Here is an 18,409-nt window from a genome sequence, read left to right on the forward strand (position 1 = left end):
GATCACAGCGACGGCAGACAACTACACCACATGCGAGAACGCGCCGACCGCCTCGCTCCCGTCACCCGGAGCCGCGACCCGCGGACGGACAACCGTTTCGATCTATCCCCCACAACCCGTCCCTCCTCCACCACACGAAGACACGCCGCTGGAACATCCCGCCGCGCAACCGGCCGAGGCCGCGCAACCGTCCGAGTCGGACTGCGACTCAGCCGACGACGACGTCGACGGCGTCGATTGGGCGAAAGCGTCGGCGATGTCGGCGTCCGGGAACGCCACCAGTCCACCAAGCGCGACAGCGACAGCAGCCCACAGGGCAGGCGACCCATCGGTTTCCACCGAGATCGCGCCGGCACGTGCCTGTTGCACGGCCGCGCGGCCACGACCAGTGGCGCGAGGCGCCGTCATCGCGAACACACAGATCGCGACCACCAACCAGACGACCAACGACAACACCAGACTCATGACCAACAACGCCACCGGGCGCCCGAGGCCGAGCGCGGCCACAAGACGCACGACACCGGCCGCGACGACCAACGCGAACAACCACGGACCGCGGCGCGCACGCGCGACCCTGCGGGGATCGGTGTACAGACCCACCGCCACCAGCCCACCCACCAACGAACCCCCGACCGACGTAGCGGCAAACCCGGCGGCAGACGGCGCCGTCAAACGATGCGAGGACCCGATCCTGCCCAACGCGTACGCCTCATACGGGTCCGCCGGAACCGCCCCACCCGTCGGACGCCCGACTCCCGACCGGTCCACCCTCACAGCACCGCGGGCGATCAGCCCGGCGACCGCGGTATCCACCACACGCTGGAAACCACCCCTCAACAAAGCAATCTCATAAGGATCGAGCCGACGCCCAAGCGACGAAGACACACCACGCCGAACACGACGCGCATAGAAAACCCCCCACACATTCACATCGACCACGACAACGATCACCACCCAATAGACCACAAGAAACCGCCCACCCGACAAACCCCACAGATCCTCAGACATTCGCGGCGATCCTCACATCCGATTGCAGCCACCAAGCCACAGCCAGCCCTGGCCAGAACCCGGTCACGATGCCGCGCGAAACGCACCCCACACATCGGGAAACCCCCCAAACCACACCCGAAGAAGACCGGCCACCGACGCCACCCGCGGCCGGCCCCGGGCACTACACCCCCATGCCACCGGCCGGGCCGCTGACCCTCCACCCGGGAGAGAACAGGCGCCCAGTCGCCTGTTCGCGAGGCTCGCAACGACCCCGCCCCGCTGAACGACCCATGACAGACACCGCGCGATCAACGCATTCGCCATCACGTTCAGCGATCGCTGGCCGGTCGCTGAAACCTACTGAACCGAACCGCCAGAAACACCATTCATGGGATAGCGGGTGTGCCCGCTGGCGCGGGCGTGCTGGCGGGCTGAAAATTTGTGGGCGGCCGGCTCGGTGATGTCGTGGGTCTATGGTGCTGTGAGCCCGTGGGATAGCGGGACACCGCAGCGACATCGCCAGCGGCGACGGCAGCGGCGGCAGCGGAATACCAGCAGCAGCCGCAAGCAAACCAGCGACAACCGCAGCCAAATCGGCCGCCAGGCAAGCCGCAGACCGGCGAGTGTGTTCGACGAACTCTTTAGCGCGCTTAAGGCCAAGTTCGCCGACGAGTATCGGGTCGACGCGGAGTTTGTAGCCGGGTGCAATGCGGAAATCGCCGAAGCCGGAAGTCAGTTAGACTATCTAATGAACCGCGGACCACTTCGACCCAAGGAAGACAACGCCTTGTTGAGGCTTCAATTCGAGGGAATTTGGCATAGCGAGATCCTCTCGTTGAATACGGCGATTCGCGACGCGGGGATGCACAGGCAGGCTGTGATTGACTATATGAACAAGGCGAATGGCGTGTTCCGAAATCAGGTACGAGAGCTCGGTAAGAAGTACGGAGTCGAATTGAACGTCTTCTGACGCGGCTAGCGAGCGGCTGTGCACGTTGCGCCTCCTGAGGTGGTCACCACACTGCGAGGCGTAACGTGTCACGCCAAACTTCTACGTTTCGGCGCCCGAATCCTCAAATCCGATGAGTACACGGTGAAATCGGTGGGGCGGGGCGTCAGCAACGCCGTCCTCGACGACGGCCTCGACCTCATCGAACGCGCCGACAAATGGGCTTACGAATTGTGGTAAGCTGTCCACTGTTGACAACCCCCGTAGTCCGGATCTTTCGTGTGGTTAGCGGTGCCAGATAGGAACGGATCGCGGCGAAGTCCCGGGCTCCGGCGAGGGTGCGCATGCATCCGGAGACCTTCTCGCGGAGTTTGATCATCCGGATCTCGCGTTCGGCGGCGTTGTTGTCGAGGGGAACCCGGAAATCGGTGGCGAACCGCAGGTAGTCGGCTTGCCGGTCCAGGATCCGGCGTGCCAGGGCATGATGCTTGGCCTCGACCGGGGTGCCGCGTTGACGGGTGGCGGCCTTCGCGATGACCGCGGCGGATCGGATCAGGCGGACATGGGTCGCCAAGGTGTCGGGTCGATGGCAACACAACCAGCGGAAGCCACCTTGCTCACCAAGGCTTTCAACTCCAGCAACCCATCGCGAACCTGATCGGCCCAACACCAGCCACCATCGCCGACGTGCCCGGTCTCGGTCACCGCGACCAACTCCCGCAACAGATGCGCGTCAACCGGATCCAGGCCGTCAGCACCAGGATCGCTGACAGCGACCAACGCGGGCGGCGGCGAAGAAGGCACTCCATGTAGTCCTTGACGGGACTGCCCCCGGTCTGATTGACACTCGGGGTGATGGTTCTCAGGCCGCCTGGGCGGTCGTGTAGATGGTCTCAAACTCGACTGGCGTGAGGCGGCCCAGGCCGCGTTGTCGGCGTCGTCGGTGGTACTTGGTCTCGATCCAGGTGACGATCGCCAGGCGGAGCTCGTCACGGGTGCACCAGTGCCTGCGGTCGAGCACGTTCTTCTGCAGCAAGGCAAAGAATGACTCCATCGCTGCGTTGTCGCCGCAGGCGCCGACCCTACCCATCGATCCGACCATGCCGGAACCCTTGAGTGCGTTGAGGAATTTGCGTGATCGGAACTGGCTGCCGCGATCGCTGTGCACGATCGTGCCGTCCGGTGAACGCATCGCGACAGCGTTGCGCAGCGCGGCGACGGCCAGGGAGGACTTCATCCTGGTGTCGATGGAGTACCCAACGATCCGGTTGGAATAGCAGTCCTTGATCGCGCACAGATAGAGCTTGCCCTCGCCGGTCCGGTGTTCGGTGATGTCGACCAGCCACTTGACGTTCGGCTTGCCGGCGGTGAAGGCCCGGCCGACCAGATCGTCGTGCACCGGCGGCCCGGACTTGCGGCTGAGACCACGCCTCTTCGAGTGCGCGGAGAACAGGCCCTGCTGTGAGCACAGCCGCCAGACCCGGTTCTCCCCGACTCGGTGCCCTGCGGCCTTGAGCTCGTCGGCGATGAACCGGTAGCCGAACTCCGGATCGTCTCGGTGCACATCGACCGCCGCGTTGGTCAGATAGGCGTCAGCGACATCACGCTGCGAGACGGGCTGCACCAACCAGGCGTAGTAGGCCTGACGGGAGAACCCGAGCACCCGACACGTCACCGCGACCGGCACCCGAACACGGGCGCCCGCCGCGGCCAACTCACGAACGAGCGGGAACATCATTTTGGGCTGATATTGGCCTGCGCGAGATACGCCGCGGCCTTGCGCAGCACCTCGTTCTCCTGCTCCAGCAGCCGGTTACGCTTCTTGAGCTCGCGCAGTTGCTCGGACTCCTCGCGGGCCAGGCCAGGACGAACACCGTCCTCGATGTCGGCGGCCTTCATCCAATTGTGAAGACAGCCCTCGGAGATCCCGAAGTCCTTCGCGATCTGTTTCAGCGGGGCTTCACCCTTGCGCGCGACAGCAACCACGTCGACGCGGAACTCCCTGGGGTATGGCTTGGGCACAGCGACATCCTTCCAAGCGAGGACGGATCCTCACAGGTCAGGTGTCAACCAGACTCGGGGCAGTCCCGAACCCTAACTGAACGGCATTGACTCAAGACCTGGCGTGTCCTGGGCGAACTCCGCTGCTGCCCCGCAGCGCCGGCCAATACGCCAAAGCCATCCACGTCCTACAGAACTACGAGATCACCGCAGGATGAAAAGGGTTCAGTGAGACTGGTGAGACGGATGCGAGAGCCGGTGGATCTTGTCGACCGCTTCGTCACGGATCCACCATGACGCTGATGGCTTGAGCACCGCCGCGGCCATCGAAACATCTCGCGCCTCGGTCCAGGAGTGCCCATGGGTTGGAAGTCAATTGCCGCAACCTTCCTGGTCGGGGCATCGTTGTTGTTCCTCCCTCCACCATCTGTCGCCAACGAAGGCACAGCGTCCATGGTCTACCGCGACCCCGACTTCGCGCCGCAGTGTCGTTGGCATCACTTCGGCGAGGGCGAGAAGCCGCCGTGGTGGCTGTTTGCCGAGAGCCCGTTATGCGTGGAGTACAGCAAACGCGACATCACCTTCGACAACGGAGGCGCTGAGGCGTTTCTCCTAGCGGAGCCCACCAGGATCGCGGTCGCGATCCCGTCATGCCGGTACTGGCAAGTCGATCACTGGAGTGTGCAGCACACTGCTGGCAGCGTTCCCTATGTTGCCTGGAACGGCAGCTACTGGTTCGACAAGGCCAGAGGCAAGGCAGCCATATTGCTACGCGACTTCCGGATCCACGGCGCGACCGCCGGAGTCGGTGATGTCGCGATAGCGTTGAGACCCCAGTACCCCCTGTTAGCCGATGCGTTAGCTCGGTACGGCGACGAGTACGGCGAGTCCGGATTTGCGGTCGACATCCCGTCCGGCTGGTGGTGTTGAGTGGACCGCCGCACGCTCATCACGGCAGCCTTGAGCGCACTGGCCGGGCTGCCGCTGGCACCCACCTCCAACTCCAGCGCCGACGCGACCGATCAAACAACCACCATGACGTTGGAAGCGTTCGCGGACACACTGCTTCCCGGAGCGAAGCGGTTCTCCGGGGACGCGGCCGTGGCGGGCGCGGCAGGTCCGCCGGGTGGTGCCGATGTCGGTTACCTCGATCTTCTGTGTCATCCGCTGGTCGGCCTTGGTCCGATGCTCCCCGGAGTCGCGGCCGCACTGAACGCCAGAGCAATCTGGTACGCGGCAACCCACCTGATCCTGCTGCCGTTGCGGGTCCCATCATTCGTCGGCCTGACATTCCCGCATCGAACGGCGGTCGTCGACGATCTGCTCCGCGGGCAGGATCGGATTGTCTGGACACTTATGGCGCTGCTCGCCTCGGCCGCCTTCGACTCCGCGGCGCATCGCCACACAGCGGAAGCTGTGCTCAATCGCCACCCAGGGATGACCTTTGTCAGGTTCCCCTTACCCGGCTCGGACGGGCTGTGGCGCTTCCCGGACTACTCGTATCGTCGTCAGCTCTCGGACACGCATCCGAGAACCACGGTCGCCGGGAATCCGTTGTGACCGTCGAGACCACCGATGTAGCTGTCATCGGCAGCGGATTCGGTGGCGCCATCCCGGGATACCGTTGTGCGGCGGCAGGCGCACGCGTCGTGATCTTGGAGCGCGGACCCCGGCTGCACAACCACGACTTCGAACAGGATCTCGCGGTCGGCACCTACACGAAGGCGATCGATGCCATCATCGGTGACGGCGTCACCGTGCTCGCGGGCAACTGCGTCGGCGGCTCGAGCGTGGTGTATTACGCCGCGTCGCTTCGTGCCCCCAGCTTCGTTTTCGACCGGCAGGGCAGTCTCGGTGCGCGGCTGTGGCCCGCGGCCCTGACCCGTGTGACGCTGGACCCATGGTACGAACGCATCGAGGCGTCGTTACCCGTAGCTCAGCAGAGTTGGTCGGAGATCTCCTACGCGGGTGGGCTCTTCGCCGCTGCCTGTGCCAACGCTGGCCGCACCTGCAACCCGGTCCCAGTCGCGGTCGACTTGACGCGATGCGTCAACTGCAACTGGATGCTCGCAGGTTGTCAGTTCGACGCAAAACGATCCTTGCTGCTCAATTACCTTCCGGCGGCCGAAGCACACGGTGCACAGATCCGTCCACTGCACGAGGTCCAGTCCATCTCGCCGGCCTTGACACCTGGATATCGCTACCGGCTAACCATTCTGGTATTTGACGCAGGTCTGAAGGCGCCTGTAGACACAGTGTGTCTGGAATCGAAGGTTGCCGTGCTCGCGGCAGGCGCGGTGGGGACCCCGGTCATCCTGCAGCGGTCAACTCGTACGCTCGGCGACATGCCCGCCGCGGTCGGTCGCTACTTCTCAGGCAACGGTGATCGAGTCAGCATCGCCGTGATGAGCGAAGACCGGGTACGCGACGTGCTCGGCCTCTCCCGTGCACCTGGGATCGCCTACGACGCATTCCCGATAGGCAAGGCGATCACTACGATGTGCTTCGACCGTTTGGACGGTTCAATGCCGGAGTTCGAACGATTCTCGCTTCAGCAGATTTACTTCCCGCCGATTACCAACGCCCTCGCATCGGCCCCGGAGTGGTGGGGCTTGCCTAAGAAGCAAATGCGCAGCCGCTGGCGATCCTGGTTGACGTTGCTGGCGATGACCGAGGACGACAACGAGGGAACCTTCGGAGTTCCACCACCCACTGGAAGCTTCACCCGGATCGGGCCCGCACTCGGGATGGGGAGTATGCGATACCGACCAAGCCCATCGACCCGGCGCGGCTGGGCTTCCGCCGACGCCGAGCTAAGAGGCGTCTTTGAACGAGACGCCCTGGCGACCGTATCGGCGTGGCACGAGGAGCCTGGAGGCACGGTCACGGCTCACCCGCTGGGATCCTGTCGGATAGGCGACGATCCGGCGGTGTCGGCTCTCGACCACCGACACGAGCTGCGCGGCCACCCGGGACTGTTTGTCACCGACGGGGCCGCGGTTCCGACAGCTTTGTGTGTGAACCCGTCCCTGACCATCGCAGCTCTGGCTGACCGCGCCTCCTCCTTCATCCTCGACCGACTCGCCTCGTCCGGTGTTCCGGTGCGCCAAGGCCTCCCCTCACCCTTGCGATGATGGCTATATCCCTCGACCGTGCAACATCCCTGCGGTGCGCAGCTGAACGGAGCCAAGACTTGGACGACTTGATGGCGTCACGCTGGCGTGGACAACGCGGGAGACTGGAGGTTTGGTACACGACCTTCACCGATCCGGCTACGGGCATCGGTGTGTGGCTACACCACGAACTCATCGCGCCGACCGATGGTCGACCGGCCTACGCCCACGGTTGGGCAACAGTGTTTCCGATCGCAGGCGAGCCAATCTTCGGCCGGTTCGGACCCACCGACTGGCTGCCAGTGGACGGCGTCGACTTCCTGGCCGATTCGGTCCGAGTCACCGCAGGAAATCTATCTGGCCAAGCGTCGGGCATCGCCTGGGATCTGCAAAGTTCAACTGACGGAGGGTCGCCGCTCTTTACGTTCCCCAGGTGGGTCTGGAGAAGGGAGCTCTTGCCAGCCGCGCAGGTCGTGCCTGTGCCGAACGCCACCTACCGCGGAACCGTCCGCTATGGCGACCAGGAACTAAGGATCACGGCCGCACCAGGCTGCACCGCGCGTATCTACGGGCACGGCAACGCACGACGCTGGGCATGGCTGCACGCAGACCTCGGCAACGGCGATGTTCTCGAGGTGGTAGCTGCGGTGTCCACACGGCCAGGGCTTCGACGTCTACGCCCGTTGCCACTCGTGCGCCTTCGGCTTGACGGCGTCGACTACCCGAGCGGCGGCACATTGCTTGCCGCACGGAGGATCTATTCGGACATCGGCCAGCCGACCTGGCGGGTGTGGGGGCGCATTGGCCGCCACCAGCTTGATGTTATCGTCACCCAACCGCCCGATCGCACAGTCGCTGTGCCATATACGAATCCCGACGGCTCACGAGCTATCTGCCACAACAGTGAACGGGCAGACGCGGACATAACCTGGCGATCGTCCGACGGGACTCTTCTCAGACGGTGGCACCTCAAAGGAAACGCGCACGCCGAGGTCGGCAACCAGCACGCGATGGGCCAGCTCTGATCAGGTTCGGGCGTTGCTCAACTCATGAGGGATGGCTACGGCTGTACGACCCAACGTCGAGACCTGCGGATTGTCTACTCAACTCGGGACTCAAGTACGACGTGCGGATGGGTTGAGTGCGAGCGAACGGGAGAAACCCTCGGGGTACAGGTAGGTGGTTCCCCTGATGCTGGTGCGACACGTGGTCACGACAGTGGGTTGGGAGGTGTCACGTGTCGGCCGTGGAGGGGTCGGATGATCACAGTAGCTGCGCTGGTCGGAATGATTGCCCTTGCGCTGGCCCTCGGATGGCGCTTGACGAACAAACTGACCTGATTCGATCGCTGATGTCTTGGAGCGTAGACAATGTCAAACGCATTCGCCTGGTGCAACGAAACTCTTCTCACCTTCGACGGCGAGGTGTTGGAGGTATTCGGCCATCCAGCGGCGCCAAGCGCCAGGTACCACGTCCGCGCACTCGAACTGAATATCGATGCTCCCGACACCCGAGGTCAACGCGGGGTCACGGTTCGTGCGACCAGCCGCCGCTCCGGCGCTATCCGCATCACTTGCCCCAAGGATGACTGGGATGCGGTCGGGCCGTTCCTTGGAGCTGTGCTCGACACAGTGCAGAACTAGGATCCGCTCTAGCGCTGATTCTAAGCCTGGTTGTAGGCGATCGACGAGCTGGTGATCTCGGCCGGTGGCGGAGGTCGGCCCCATCGCCCTGCCGCTGCCCTTGGCGGTGAACCTGAATCGCCTCGGACTCTTGCGCCCTGAACTCGCAGAACGGCTGCAGTTGCTTGGCGGCAACACTCCAGGTTTGAGTAGGCGCTACTCACTGCGGATGTGATGGCGGGCCCGACGCTAGGAGCGGCGGTGCACCGCTCAAGCACGAGCAGTTCTGTTCACTGGCAGGAGTTTCAGGATGCGGTTAGTCGATACCGTTGGCGCGCTTGCGGGCGTGGCACTGACAGCGGTGCTTGCCGCCTGCGGCGGCGCGAACACGCCCCCGCTGCCTTCGGCGGCGCCGGTGTCGGTCGCGAGCAGTCCCGTTGAAGCATGCACTGTGTTCAAGGCTGAAGACGCCAGCGGTGTGCTCAAGCAGGGTGTGGGGGAGCCACAAGCAGGGCTCTCAGGTCCGTTCTCCTCCTGCGTCTACGTCGCGAAGGACCAGCAGAACCAGGTCACCGTCCGGCTGAACCAGTCGTCATTCACAGCTGCGTCGTTCGAAGCGCTGGTGAGTAGACACCTTGCGGAGAGCAAGGATGCCCAGGCTCACGTGATCGACGGGCTCGGCGATGAGGCATACCTAATCACCCCGGCCAACGACGTCATGGTGCTTCACCGCAGCACGATGTTCCACGTCGCGGTACGCGGGGGAGATGCGGCTGATGCCGCCCAGCTTGCCGCCCAGGTGATCATCGGTCGCTTGAGTTGATTGCGTCGCCTCACAGTCGCAGGTTGGCATCGAACCTGGCAGCCAGAAGCGAGCGCACCGCTAGCTGCTGGCGCCGTGCATTTTCAGAAAGAGGCTGTTGATGCGTTTTGCAGGTGCGAGAGTCCTCGTCACTGGGGCGACCGGCGGAATTGGCCAGTCGATCGCGACTCGATTGGCCGCCCAAGGAGCCCGGCTGGTTCTCACCGGCCGACGAGCAGACATGCTCGCCAGGTTGGCGGACAAGCTTAGCGGCGAGCCAATCGCTGCCGACTTGGCCGACGCCGCGGACGTCCAGCGGCTCGTAGACCAATGCGCTCGCATCGATGTCGTCATCGCCAATGCGGCCTTACCTGGGAGCGGTCGCGTGCTGGACTACACCGAGGCACAGCTAGATCGGTCGTTTGAGGTCAACTTGCTCGCGCCCGTCAAGCTTGCTCGTGCCCTGGCTCCTGCGATGATCGGGTCTGGCCGTGGTCACATCGTCATGGTCGGATCCATCTCGGGGAAGGTCGCCTCGGCGTCAACCGCGTTGTACAACGCTGCCAAGTTCGGCTTGCGAGGATTCGCTCACGGGTTCCGCGCGGAGCTGCACGGCACCGGTGTCGGCGTTTCCATTGTGCAGCCCGGGTTCGTGCGCGACGCAGGCATGTTCGCCGCGACCGGCGTCACACTTCCCGCCATTGCGCGCACGGTAGCTCCGGAACGTGTTGCTGCCGCTGTGGTCCGGGCGGTCGAGCGCGACATTGCTGAGATCAATGTCGCGCCCCTTGAGTTGCGCGCTTTCAGCGCGATTGCGGGCCAGTTTCCTACTCTGGGGGCTCGGCTGCAAAGATGGGCCGGAGGAGACACCATCGCGGAAAAGATCATCGACGCTCAACGGGGACAGCGGTGAGTGGCCGCGGGTGGATAGGTGCCGTCTGCGTCATGGCTGCCTCAATGCCTGGGCTGCTCGGCACTCTCCCAGCCCTCGCCCAGAACGCCCTGACCGTATCAGCAAACCCAGCCAGCGGTGCCGCTGGCAAACCGTTCAATTTGGACTGGCAACTGCATGCTGAAGCGTGCGACCTCATTGTGTTCAGCTGGGCGCTGGGCGCGATTCCGGCGGCCCCCGTACCACCCGTCAGTGGGTCGGTTGTCGTCACGACACCACCACAGGCCAAGGCTGGGACATATCCGATCACCGCCGTGTGCGGTGACTATCACGCGTCAACCACCTTCACCATCACGGTTCCGCCGAGCCCGACTCCCCCGCCGTCCACGTCGACAACTACCACCACATCGAAGTCCCCCGCGCCACCCCGTTCACCATCCAGCAAGAAGCCTGTTCCCCCAGCCCCAACGGCAACTACTACAGGCCCACCGCCAACATCGAGTGCACCTACGCCGAGCGAGCAGGAGTTGCCGCGGACCTCCCAGCGACTAGTCCTGAGCCGTGACACAGTCCAGCCGGGTGTCCCCCTGCTGGCTGCCGGGGAAGGGTGTGTGCCCGGCCACGCCGTGGAGATCAGTTCTGAAGGTGAGCTCATCGGTCGCGCGACCGTGGACGAGAGCGGGAGATTCGCAACGCGGCTGGATTTCAGAACCATCGCACCCGGCCGACATGTGGTCACAGCCCACTGCGGTGTGGTGTTGTCGAGCGTGATCGACCACATTCTCGCCGCATCAACCGGCGCGGCCACTGGTTCTGCGGCCGTCCTTCTGTTCGTTGTCCTGGTTATTGCCGCTCTTGTTCGTGTTCCTAGCCGCCGCATGGCGTCATGAAGTGAAGAGTCGAGATGGTGAGTTTCGTCAGGCTTTGTACTGTTGCACTCGGGCTGGTGTTGCCCATCAGCCTTGGCGCCCCTGCCGCCCCTGCCGCCCAGGCTGATGGGCAACAGGCCGTCCTCGTCGACGCCGAGATCGGCGGAAAATCAATCCGCGGACGAGTCGTGGATTTAGACCCTGAACGAAGGGTCAGGATCTCGCTGCATGTCAAAAACGATTCAGTGCAGTCACTCGATGTTTCTCGGATCCGGATCTCAGGTTCGGTGCTGGGAATGACATTCTACTCCTACGACGTCGACTTCGCCTTCACAGTGTCACCAGGAGAGTCGGCTTCCCGAACGATGGAAATTGATATCCGAGATCTCGTGGATCAAGCTGTGGGCTTGATGTATGCGAGGGTCGAGTTGCTTACGGATGATCGGAACGCTCTAGGGGAAGTGGAGACAGTTGTCGACGTACACGGATCGCCTTGGTCGATTCTAGGGATCTTCGCCATCGCACTCCTCGTGTTGACGACACTGCTCTGGGTGAATGTACTGTTGACGCTTGCCGGAAATCGATTGCCTAGCAACCGTTTTCGGCGAGCTCTGCGCTTCGTGCCGGCAGGGTTCGGCACGGGCCTCGTTGCTGTCGTCTCGCTCGCGATGCTGCGAATTGCCGCTCCCGTCGGAGTGGTGGAGGTTCCGTTGGCTATTGGGTGTTGTCTTGTTGTCTTCGTCGCTGGCTTCTTGACGCCGTCTCCGCCGGAGTAGTTGACCCAACCGAGGACCGTTCTATTTGTTGTCAGGCATCACCACGGTGGCGGGTACGACAAGTAACCCGTGCTGGGTGTACCCGCGCACATGGCGCAAGCCGAGTGACAGACCCGCCGCCGCGGGCTCTGTCCGCGGTGTCCAGCACCATTGGCCCCCGCGCGGCAGCGGTGCAGACGACGATGCCGAATTGCTGATCAGGACACTGCGGGGTGACCTGCTGTGGGAACGGCGGAGGTTGGAGGGTTGGAGGAGAGGAGTGACGGCGGAAATGGAAAGCTCCCCGTAGGCGGTCCGGTCGTCTCCCCGCTGGCGGACAGCGGAACTCCCCACTGATGGACTTGTGATCCTTTTGGTGTCTGACCGTCCGGTTTGTTCCTGTAACCGGTTGTGAAGACGAAAGAGGAGATCATGGAGATTTGGAAGCGTTCGACCTCACGGGGAGTTACCGGGCTGCCGCTGATCTGGCCGGTTGTGACTATCACACGGTCAAGCGCTATGTCGAGTTGCGTGGCAAGGGCACGGATCCGACCAGGCGGCAGGATCGGCCGAAGATGATCGATGAGTTCCTGCCGAAGATCGAGGAGCTGATCGAGCGTTCGGGCGGGAGGATCGGTGCGGACCGCGTGCACGAGAAGATCACCGCGATGGGGTTCATCGGCACCGATCGCACCACTCGACGTGCGGTGGCCGCGGCGAGGCGTCCTATCGGGCCGGTCACCGGCGGGTGTTCCGTCCCTGGATTCCCGAGCCGGGTTTGTGGTTGCAGTGGGATTGGGGTGACGGGCCGACGATCGGCGGGCACAAGACGTGGTTGTGGTGGGCGTGGCTGGCCTGGTCGCGGTTCCGGGTGGTGATCCCGGTGCTGGACAAGACGTTGCCACCGTCGCGGGCTGTTTGGACGCCACGTTGCGGCAGATCGGCGGGGCACCGACCTACGCGCTGACCGACAACCAGCGCACGGTCACCACCGACCACATCGCGAGGATCCCGGTCCGCAACCCGCAGATCGTCGAGATCGCCCACCACTATGGACTGACCATCCGCACCTGCGTCCCCGCCGACCCGCAGACCAAGGGCGGCTCGGAGGCCACGGTGCGCATCGCCAAGCGGGACCTGGTGCCCACCGCGGCGAACCTGCGGGTGGGCTGTCTGGACTTCACCGAGCTCGCCGCGGCCTGTCAGTCGTTCACCATGGACGTCAACGACAAGGTCCACCGCGCGACTCGACGTCGCCCAGCGGAGGCCCTGGCCGAGGAACGGCACCGGCTGCATCCGCTGCCCGCCAACCCGTTCACCGCCGCGTTGGGCACCACCCACAAGGTCGCGGGCGACGCGACGATCTCGGTGGACTCGGTGCGCTACTCGGTCCCGCACGAGTTGGTCGACCAGACCGTCTGGGTCCGATTCCACGGCAACGAGCTGGTCGTCACGGCCTTGGGTCACGCCGGAGCGGTCGAGGTCGCCCGCCATGGACGTTCGACGCCAGGCAACCCCTCGATCAAGGACGAGCACTACCCGCCCCGCCCGCAGGCTCACGCCGACCGCGTTCCCAAGGCCACATCCGCTGAGGAGAGGGCGTTCCTCGCGCTCGGTCCCGGGGCGCAAGCCTGGTTGGTGGAGGCCGCGGCGGCCGGGGCTCGGCGGATGCGGCCGAAGATGGCCGAGGCCATCGCGCTGGCCAAGCTCCACGGCGTCGACGAGGTCGACCGCGCCCTGGGCACCGCCGCGACCGCCGGACGCTTCGCCGAGAACGACCTGATCTCCATCCTCGACCACCACCTCGGCCGCACGATCACCGAGCCGACCCGCGCCTGAAGAGAACCACAGCCTGCAACCCGGAACCTCCGCATGGTCCCGGTTCGGCGTCGCCCCTGAAGGAGACATGAACCGATGGCCGCCCCACTTCGCACCGTCACCAGCAGCAACGGTGACCCCTTGGCCGAGGCCATCGAGCTGACCAGAAGGCTGAAACTGCCCCACATCCGCCGAGCGTTGACCGACCTGATCCCCACCGCCAAAGCCCAACGCTGGGATCCCGCTGAAGTCCTGCGCGTCCTGCTGGCCGAAGAGGCCGCCGGACGCGACACCGCGAACCTGCGCACCCGCCGCAAACGCGCCGGATTCCCCGCGGGCAAGACCTTCGGCGACTGGGACGAGACCGCCTCCTCGATCTCCCGGCAGGTCCAAGACTCGCGCAAGACCCTGGAATGGGTCACCCGCAAGGAAAACCTCTGCGTCTGCGGTCCCTCCGGGACAGGCAAGAGCCACTTCACCGAAGCCTTGGGGCAAGCCGCGGTCGAGGCCGGGATGACAGTGGCCTGGTTCGCCATCGAGGACCTCGGCGCACTGATCCGCCGACACCGCGTCGACGACTCCCTGGCACGAGCGATGACCCGACTCATCCGCTCCGACCTGATCATCGTCGACCTATCCCGACCCCGCGACTATGCCGAGCCCGTCGCGGCCTGAACTCGAAAGAGAAGGTGGCGAGGAGTTGTTCGGTGTCGGTGGGGTCGGTTGGTCGGCATAGTTCCGGCGATGGGGCGACGCTTTCTGGTGTCGGAGCACGGTGCTCCGGGACGGAGGCGAAGTCATGTCTGGGACGCGCAGGAAGCCCGGTCGGATGGGCCTGTTTGTCTCGGGTTTCCGAACGAGGTTGGAGGAGCAGGGATACACGCCCCTGGTCATCCGCAATATGTTGAAGGATCTCGGTGCGTTGGGCAGGTGGATGCAGGAGCGAGACCAGCAGCCCGGTGCGTTGACCAGCACGGTGATCGCCGATTTCCGCAGCGATTGCCTGGCCTCGGGCAGGTAGAAGGTGCCCAGCGTCAAGAGTTTCGCACCACTGCTGCGGTTCCTGCGCAGCGAGGGCGTTCTCGCCGAAGTGCCCGCCCCAGAGTCTGGAATGGACAGTTTGCTGGTCGACTATCGCGGCTGGCTCGTCGCGGAACGGGGTCTGGCTGAGGCGACGATCGTCCGCTACGAGAACCTCGCCCGCCGGTTCCTGCACCAGCACCTTTCCGGCGACGACGTCGAATTCGTGGCGTTGAGCGGGAAGCAGGTGGTGTCGTTCCTGCTGCACGAGAGCGAGCGGGTCAGCATCGGGTCGGCCAAGGGCCGGATGGCCGAGCTGCGGTCGCTGCTGAAGTTCTTGTATGTGCGCGGGTTGACACCGCGCCTGTTGACCACGGCGGTTCCACCGGTCGCGGGCTGGCGCGACACGGGCATCCCCAGGGCGCTGCCCGCCGGCCACGTGCAACGGCTGCTGGACAGCTGTGATCGGAGCGATCCGGTCCACGTCCGCGATTACGCGATTCTGATGCTGGCCGCACGATTGGGGCTGCGTTCAATCGAAGTGGCGCGGCTGGAGCTGGGCGACATCGACTGGCGCGGCGGCCGGATCCTCCTACGCGGCAAGGCATCCCGCGAAGACGGAATGCCCCTTCCGGCCGACGTCGGCCAGGCGGTGGCCGCCTATCTCGCCGACGCCAGGCCGGCCACGACGTTGCGGCCGGTGTTCATCTCCTGCAAAGCACCCAGGCGCGCAATACGGCCCGACCTGGTCGGCGACGTGACGCGCCGCGCCTGCGATCGGGCGGGGCTGCCCCGAGTCGGCGCGCACCGACTGCGTCACACTCTGGCCACCGAGATGCTGCAGCGCGGGGTGAAACTCATCGATCTATGCCAAAGTCGACCTCGGCACGCTGCGGACGATCGCCTTGCCCGCTGTCGAGGAAGGCGACGAAACGTGGCAGCAGCCGGTGGTATTCGGAGCGCGGTGGTGGCCAGGTCGCGGTGGCGCAGCACCTGGCCGATATGCAAGATCGTGGCCCAGGCGATTGCGCAGCCGCAGGTAGTCTGCCGCTGGCCGGGAGAGAAGCGATGAGCCCGCTGGCCGACGCCGCACCGGCCTGGCGACGGTGACCGTCGCCGCTGCGCTCGCATGGGTCAACGCGCCAGAGGTGGACCCGTCGACCACGATGGCGGCGCGCCGGATGACGATCGCACGTGGCTTCGCACAGCACATGACTGCGCTCGACTCTCGCACAGAGATCCCGCCGTTCGGGCTGGTGCCCTCGCGGCGCCGTCGCCATGAGCCGTTCATCTTCAGCCCCACTGACATCGACACGCTGCTGAGCGGCGCCCGGAATCTGCGGACCCGGTTCGCCTCGGCCACACACGAGACCTTGATCGGGCTGCTGGCGGCGACTGGTATGCGGGTCGGCGAAGCCATCCGGCTCGACCGCGGCGACGTCGAGGAGACCGACGCGGTCCTGACGATCCGGGAGTCGAAGTTCGGCAAGTCACGTCTGGCACCGGTGCAGCCGTCGGTGCTGGCCGCGCTGCAACGCTACGCCCGCTTGCGCGACGAGGTTCACCACGAGCCCACGACCGTGAGCTTCTTCGTGTCGACCCGCGGCAACAGGATGGTCTATCCCACCATCCACGCGGTGTTCCGGAACCTCTGCGACGGAGCGGGAATCGGCGCCACCGCGGCCTTCCCGCCCCGGATCCACGATCTGCGCCACACGTTCGCAGTCCGAACCCTGCTCAACTGGTATTAGGCGGGAGAGGAAGTCGACGCCCGCCTGCCGGTGCTGTCGACCTATCTCGGCCACCGCGACCCGCGCTGGACGTATTGGTATCTGTCGGCCGCGCCGGAGCTGCTGGCCATGGCCGCACAGCGACTCGAGACGGCCGAGGAGGTGGGCACCCAATGAGTCCCATCGCCCCCACCCTGCAGGCGTTCTTCACCGAACGGCTGATCAAACAGCGGCAGGTCAGCCCCCGCACCATCGGCTCCTACCTCGACTCACTCAAGCTGTTGCTCGGATTCGGGCTACGGCAGACCGGCAAGCAGCCCACCGCGCTGGATTGGGCCGACCTGAACGCCGAGTTCATCTGCGACTTTCTCGACCACCTCGAAAACGACCGGCACAACAGCCCACGCACCCGCAACCTGCGACTCACCGCCATTCGGTCATTGTTCGCGTTCGCCGCGCTGCGCCACCCAGAGCACGCTGACCTGATCCAGCGAGTCCTGGGAGTACCCGCCAAACGATTCGACAAACAGCTCATCAACTTCCTCACCGCCAGCGAGATCGACGCCCTCGCCGACGCGCCCGACACTGGTCGCTGGGAAGGCCGTCGGGACCGAGCTCTGCTGTTGTTGGCCGTCCAGACAGGGCTGCGCGTGTCCGAGCTGATCGGGCTCGACTGCGGTGACGTCAATTTCGGCGACGGCGCCAGCGTCCGATGCCTCGGCAAGGGTCGCAAACGCCGAGCTATTCCCTTGACCACCCCAACTCAGGCAGTTCTGCGAGTCTGGCTCTCCGAACGCGGTGATCGTAGTGACCAACCGCTGTTCCCGACCCGCACCGGCCGAAGGCCCAGCGTCGACGCCGTCGAACGCCTTGTCCGCCTGCACGCCGCCACCGCCGCCCGAACATGCCCCACGATCCGGCCAAAGCAGCTACACCCCCACGTGTTGCGGCACAGTTGCGCGATGTCGCTGCTAGACGCAGGAGTCGACACCGCGGTCATCGCACTTTGGCTCGGCCACGCCGACCTGCGCTCAACCAGCATCTACCTACACGCCGACATGACCATCAAACAGCGCGCACTCGATGCCACGACACCCACGTCCGCGCAACCAGGTCGCTACCAGCCCAACGACAAGCTGCTGGCCTTCCTCGAAAGCCTGTGACTATGCCGACTCGCGCACCGAGTTCACCCGCCAGAGCCCCACCACGGTCCGGTCTTTGCCTTCACGCCGCCGCGGGCTCGGCATAGTCGCGGGGTCGGGATAGGTCGACCTATGCCGAGTTCGGCATAGATCGACGACATCGGCCTGCTGCCGGTGTCGACGGACGCCGCCGAGGGCTTCTTCCACCTGGTCGACGCCGCCTATGAGCGACGCGCCATGGCGGTCAGCAGCAACCTGCACCCCTCAGGATTCGACGAGATCATGCCCAAGACCTGGCCACCGCCACCGTCGACAGGCTCCTGCACCACGCCCACGTCGTCGTCACCCAAGGTGACTCATTTCCAGCTCACCGAAGCCACCTCCGACAAAGGCGTCGGAGCACTGCACTGACCTCGGCAACACCGAAGGTCACACCCACACCGGAGGATCCTGATGTCCGCCAGCGGGGAGGTCCAAAATCCGCTACCGGGGAGCTCCCAATGACCGTTGACAGAGGAGTGGCGCGCTCAGCCCGCATGCCCCGTCGAGGCACTGCGAACCCTCGAACCCGACATCTGCGTTGAGGTTCTCGGTGGCGAACCGGTCGTTGGGGGAGGTTCAGCGGGTCCGTCGTCTGGGGGTGATGGTCAACACCAGCGTTGTGAAACGCAATCCCAGGGCATAGCCGACACCGGCAAGTATCGCC

18 protein-coding genes and 3 pseudogenes are annotated in these 18,409 nt (G+C 64.8%); 18 read left to right on the forward strand and 3 right to left on the reverse strand.

The window, feature by feature from the left end; genetic code table 11:
• Positions 1 to 102: 102 nt before the first annotated feature.
• Positions 103 to 1,008 (reverse strand): TIGR04222 domain-containing membrane protein, encoded by a 906-nt coding sequence (locus ACSHT8_RS15335; protein ID WP_436501713.1) that lies wholly within the window; start codon positions 1,006 to 1,008, stop codon positions 103 to 105.
• A gap of 382 nt (positions 1,009 to 1,390) precedes the next feature.
• On the opposite strand from ACSHT8_RS15335, the gene ACSHT8_RS15340 reads away from it, so the two are divergent.
• The gene (locus ACSHT8_RS15340) at positions 1,391 to 1,960 is read left to right on the forward strand and encodes a hypothetical protein (RefSeq protein WP_436501714.1); all 570 of its coding nucleotides are present in this window, start codon (positions 1,391 to 1,393) and stop codon (positions 1,958 to 1,960) included.
• A gap of 178 nt (positions 1,961 to 2,138) precedes the next feature.
• Here the strand turns inward: ACSHT8_RS15340 and ACSHT8_RS15345 are convergent, their stop codons facing one another.
• Positions 2,139 to 2,513 carry an IS66 family transposase gene (locus ACSHT8_RS15345; protein WP_436501715.1) on the reverse strand — a complete coding sequence of 125 codons (375 nt, stop codon included), beginning with the start codon at positions 2,511 to 2,513 and terminating at the stop codon, positions 2,139 to 2,141.
• Between the two features lie 288 nt (positions 2,514 to 2,801).
• Positions 2,802 to 3,961, reverse strand: a protein-coding gene (locus tag ACSHT8_RS15350; protein ID WP_436501716.1) for an IS3 family transposase whose coding sequence is annotated in 2 segments (ribosomal slippage) — positions 2,802 to 3,692 and positions 3,695 to 3,961 — 1,158 coding nt in all. Because the reading frame shifts where the segments join, the coding sequence is not laid out codon by codon here.
• A 90-nt stretch (positions 3,962 to 4,051) separates the two neighbouring features.
• On the opposite strand from ACSHT8_RS15350, the pseudogene ACSHT8_RS15355 reads away from it, so the two are divergent.
• The 17 genes and pseudogenes from ACSHT8_RS15355 to ACSHT8_RS15435 form a co-directional block, all read left to right on the forward strand.
• Positions 4,052 to 4,158 (forward strand): annotated as a pseudogene (locus ACSHT8_RS15355) (IS5/IS1182 family transposase); the annotation flags it as partial.
• Positions 4,159 to 4,300: 142 nt separating this feature from the next.
• Positions 4,301 to 4,870 carry a hypothetical protein gene (locus ACSHT8_RS15360; RefSeq protein WP_436501717.1) on the forward strand — a complete coding sequence of 190 codons (570 nt, stop codon included), beginning with the start codon at positions 4,301 to 4,303 and terminating at the stop codon, positions 4,868 to 4,870.
• A complete protein-coding gene (locus ACSHT8_RS15365) occupies positions 4,871 to 5,500 on the forward strand; it encodes a DUF5987 family protein (RefSeq protein WP_436501718.1) in 630 nt (209 codons plus the stop codon).
• Positions 5,497 to 7,074 (forward strand): GMC family oxidoreductase N-terminal domain-containing protein, encoded by a 1,578-nt coding sequence (locus ACSHT8_RS15370; protein WP_436501719.1) that lies wholly within the window; start codon positions 5,497 to 5,499, stop codon positions 7,072 to 7,074. Before ACSHT8_RS15365 ends, ACSHT8_RS15370 begins: the two co-directional genes overlap by 4 nt.
• 59 nt (positions 7,075 to 7,133) lie before the next feature.
• Complete coding sequence (locus tag ACSHT8_RS15375; RefSeq protein WP_436501720.1) at positions 7,134 to 8,078, forward strand: hypothetical protein; 945 nt, start codon at positions 7,134 to 7,136, stop codon at positions 8,076 to 8,078.
• 907 nt (positions 8,079 to 8,985) lie between these two features.
• Positions 8,986 to 9,498, forward strand: coding sequence for a hypothetical protein (locus ACSHT8_RS15380; RefSeq protein ID WP_436501721.1), 513 nt, complete (start codon positions 8,986 to 8,988; stop codon positions 9,496 to 9,498).
• Between the two features lie 100 nt (positions 9,499 to 9,598).
• Positions 9,599 to 10,390 (forward strand): SDR family NAD(P)-dependent oxidoreductase, encoded by a 792-nt coding sequence (locus ACSHT8_RS15385; RefSeq protein ID WP_436501722.1) that lies wholly within the window; start codon positions 9,599 to 9,601, stop codon positions 10,388 to 10,390.
• A 590-nt stretch (positions 10,391 to 10,980) separates the two neighbouring features.
• A complete protein-coding gene (locus tag ACSHT8_RS15390; RefSeq protein ID WP_436501723.1) occupies positions 10,981 to 11,259 on the forward strand; it encodes a hypothetical protein in 279 nt (92 codons plus the stop codon).
• A gap of 14 nt (positions 11,260 to 11,273) precedes the next feature.
• Complete coding sequence (locus ACSHT8_RS15395; RefSeq protein ID WP_436501724.1) at positions 11,274 to 12,014, forward strand: hypothetical protein; 741 nt, start codon at positions 11,274 to 11,276, stop codon at positions 12,012 to 12,014.
• Between the two features lie 390 nt (positions 12,015 to 12,404).
• A pseudogene (gene istA, locus ACSHT8_RS15400) lies at positions 12,405 to 13,974 on the forward strand (IS21 family transposase).
• Positions 13,908 to 14,486, forward strand: a complete 579-nt coding sequence (locus tag ACSHT8_RS15405) for an ATP-binding protein (protein WP_436501725.1) — start codon at positions 13,908 to 13,910, stop codon at positions 14,484 to 14,486. The pseudogene istA and the gene ACSHT8_RS15405 overlap by 67 nt, the downstream one beginning before the upstream one ends.
• Positions 14,487 to 14,640: 154 nt before the next feature.
• On the forward strand, positions 14,641 to 14,832 hold the full coding sequence (locus ACSHT8_RS15410; RefSeq protein ID WP_436501726.1) for a hypothetical protein: 192 nt from the start codon (positions 14,641 to 14,643) through the stop codon (positions 14,830 to 14,832).
• A gap of 3 nt (positions 14,833 to 14,835) precedes the next feature.
• The gene (locus ACSHT8_RS15415; RefSeq protein WP_436501727.1) at positions 14,836 to 15,903 is read left to right on the forward strand and encodes a tyrosine-type recombinase/integrase; all 1,068 of its coding nucleotides are present in this window, start codon (positions 14,836 to 14,838) and stop codon (positions 15,901 to 15,903) included.
• 34 nt (positions 15,904 to 15,937) lie between these two features.
• Entirely contained in the window at positions 15,938 to 16,582 is a 645-nt protein-coding gene (locus ACSHT8_RS15420) for a tyrosine-type recombinase/integrase (protein WP_436501728.1), read from the forward strand.
• A 30-nt stretch (positions 16,583 to 16,612) separates the two neighbouring features.
• Positions 16,613 to 16,738: a hypothetical protein gene (locus ACSHT8_RS15425; protein WP_436501729.1), complete on the forward strand. Its 126-nt coding sequence runs from the start codon at positions 16,613 to 16,615 to the stop codon at positions 16,736 to 16,738.
• Entirely contained in the window at positions 16,735 to 17,724 is a 990-nt protein-coding gene (locus ACSHT8_RS15430; protein WP_436501730.1) for a tyrosine-type recombinase/integrase, read from the forward strand. The genes ACSHT8_RS15425 and ACSHT8_RS15430 overlap by 4 nt, the downstream gene beginning before the upstream one ends.
• 129 nt (positions 17,725 to 17,853) lie before the next feature.
• A pseudogene (locus tag ACSHT8_RS15435) lies at positions 17,854 to 18,114 on the forward strand (ATP-binding protein); the annotation flags it as partial.
• Between the last annotated feature and the right edge of the window lie 295 nt (positions 18,115 to 18,409).

Source organism: Actinokineospora sp. HUAS TT18, from assembly GCF_051364635.1.
In the GTDB taxonomy this organism is placed as follows: Bacteria; Actinomycetota; Actinomycetes; order Mycobacteriales; family Pseudonocardiaceae; genus Actinokineospora.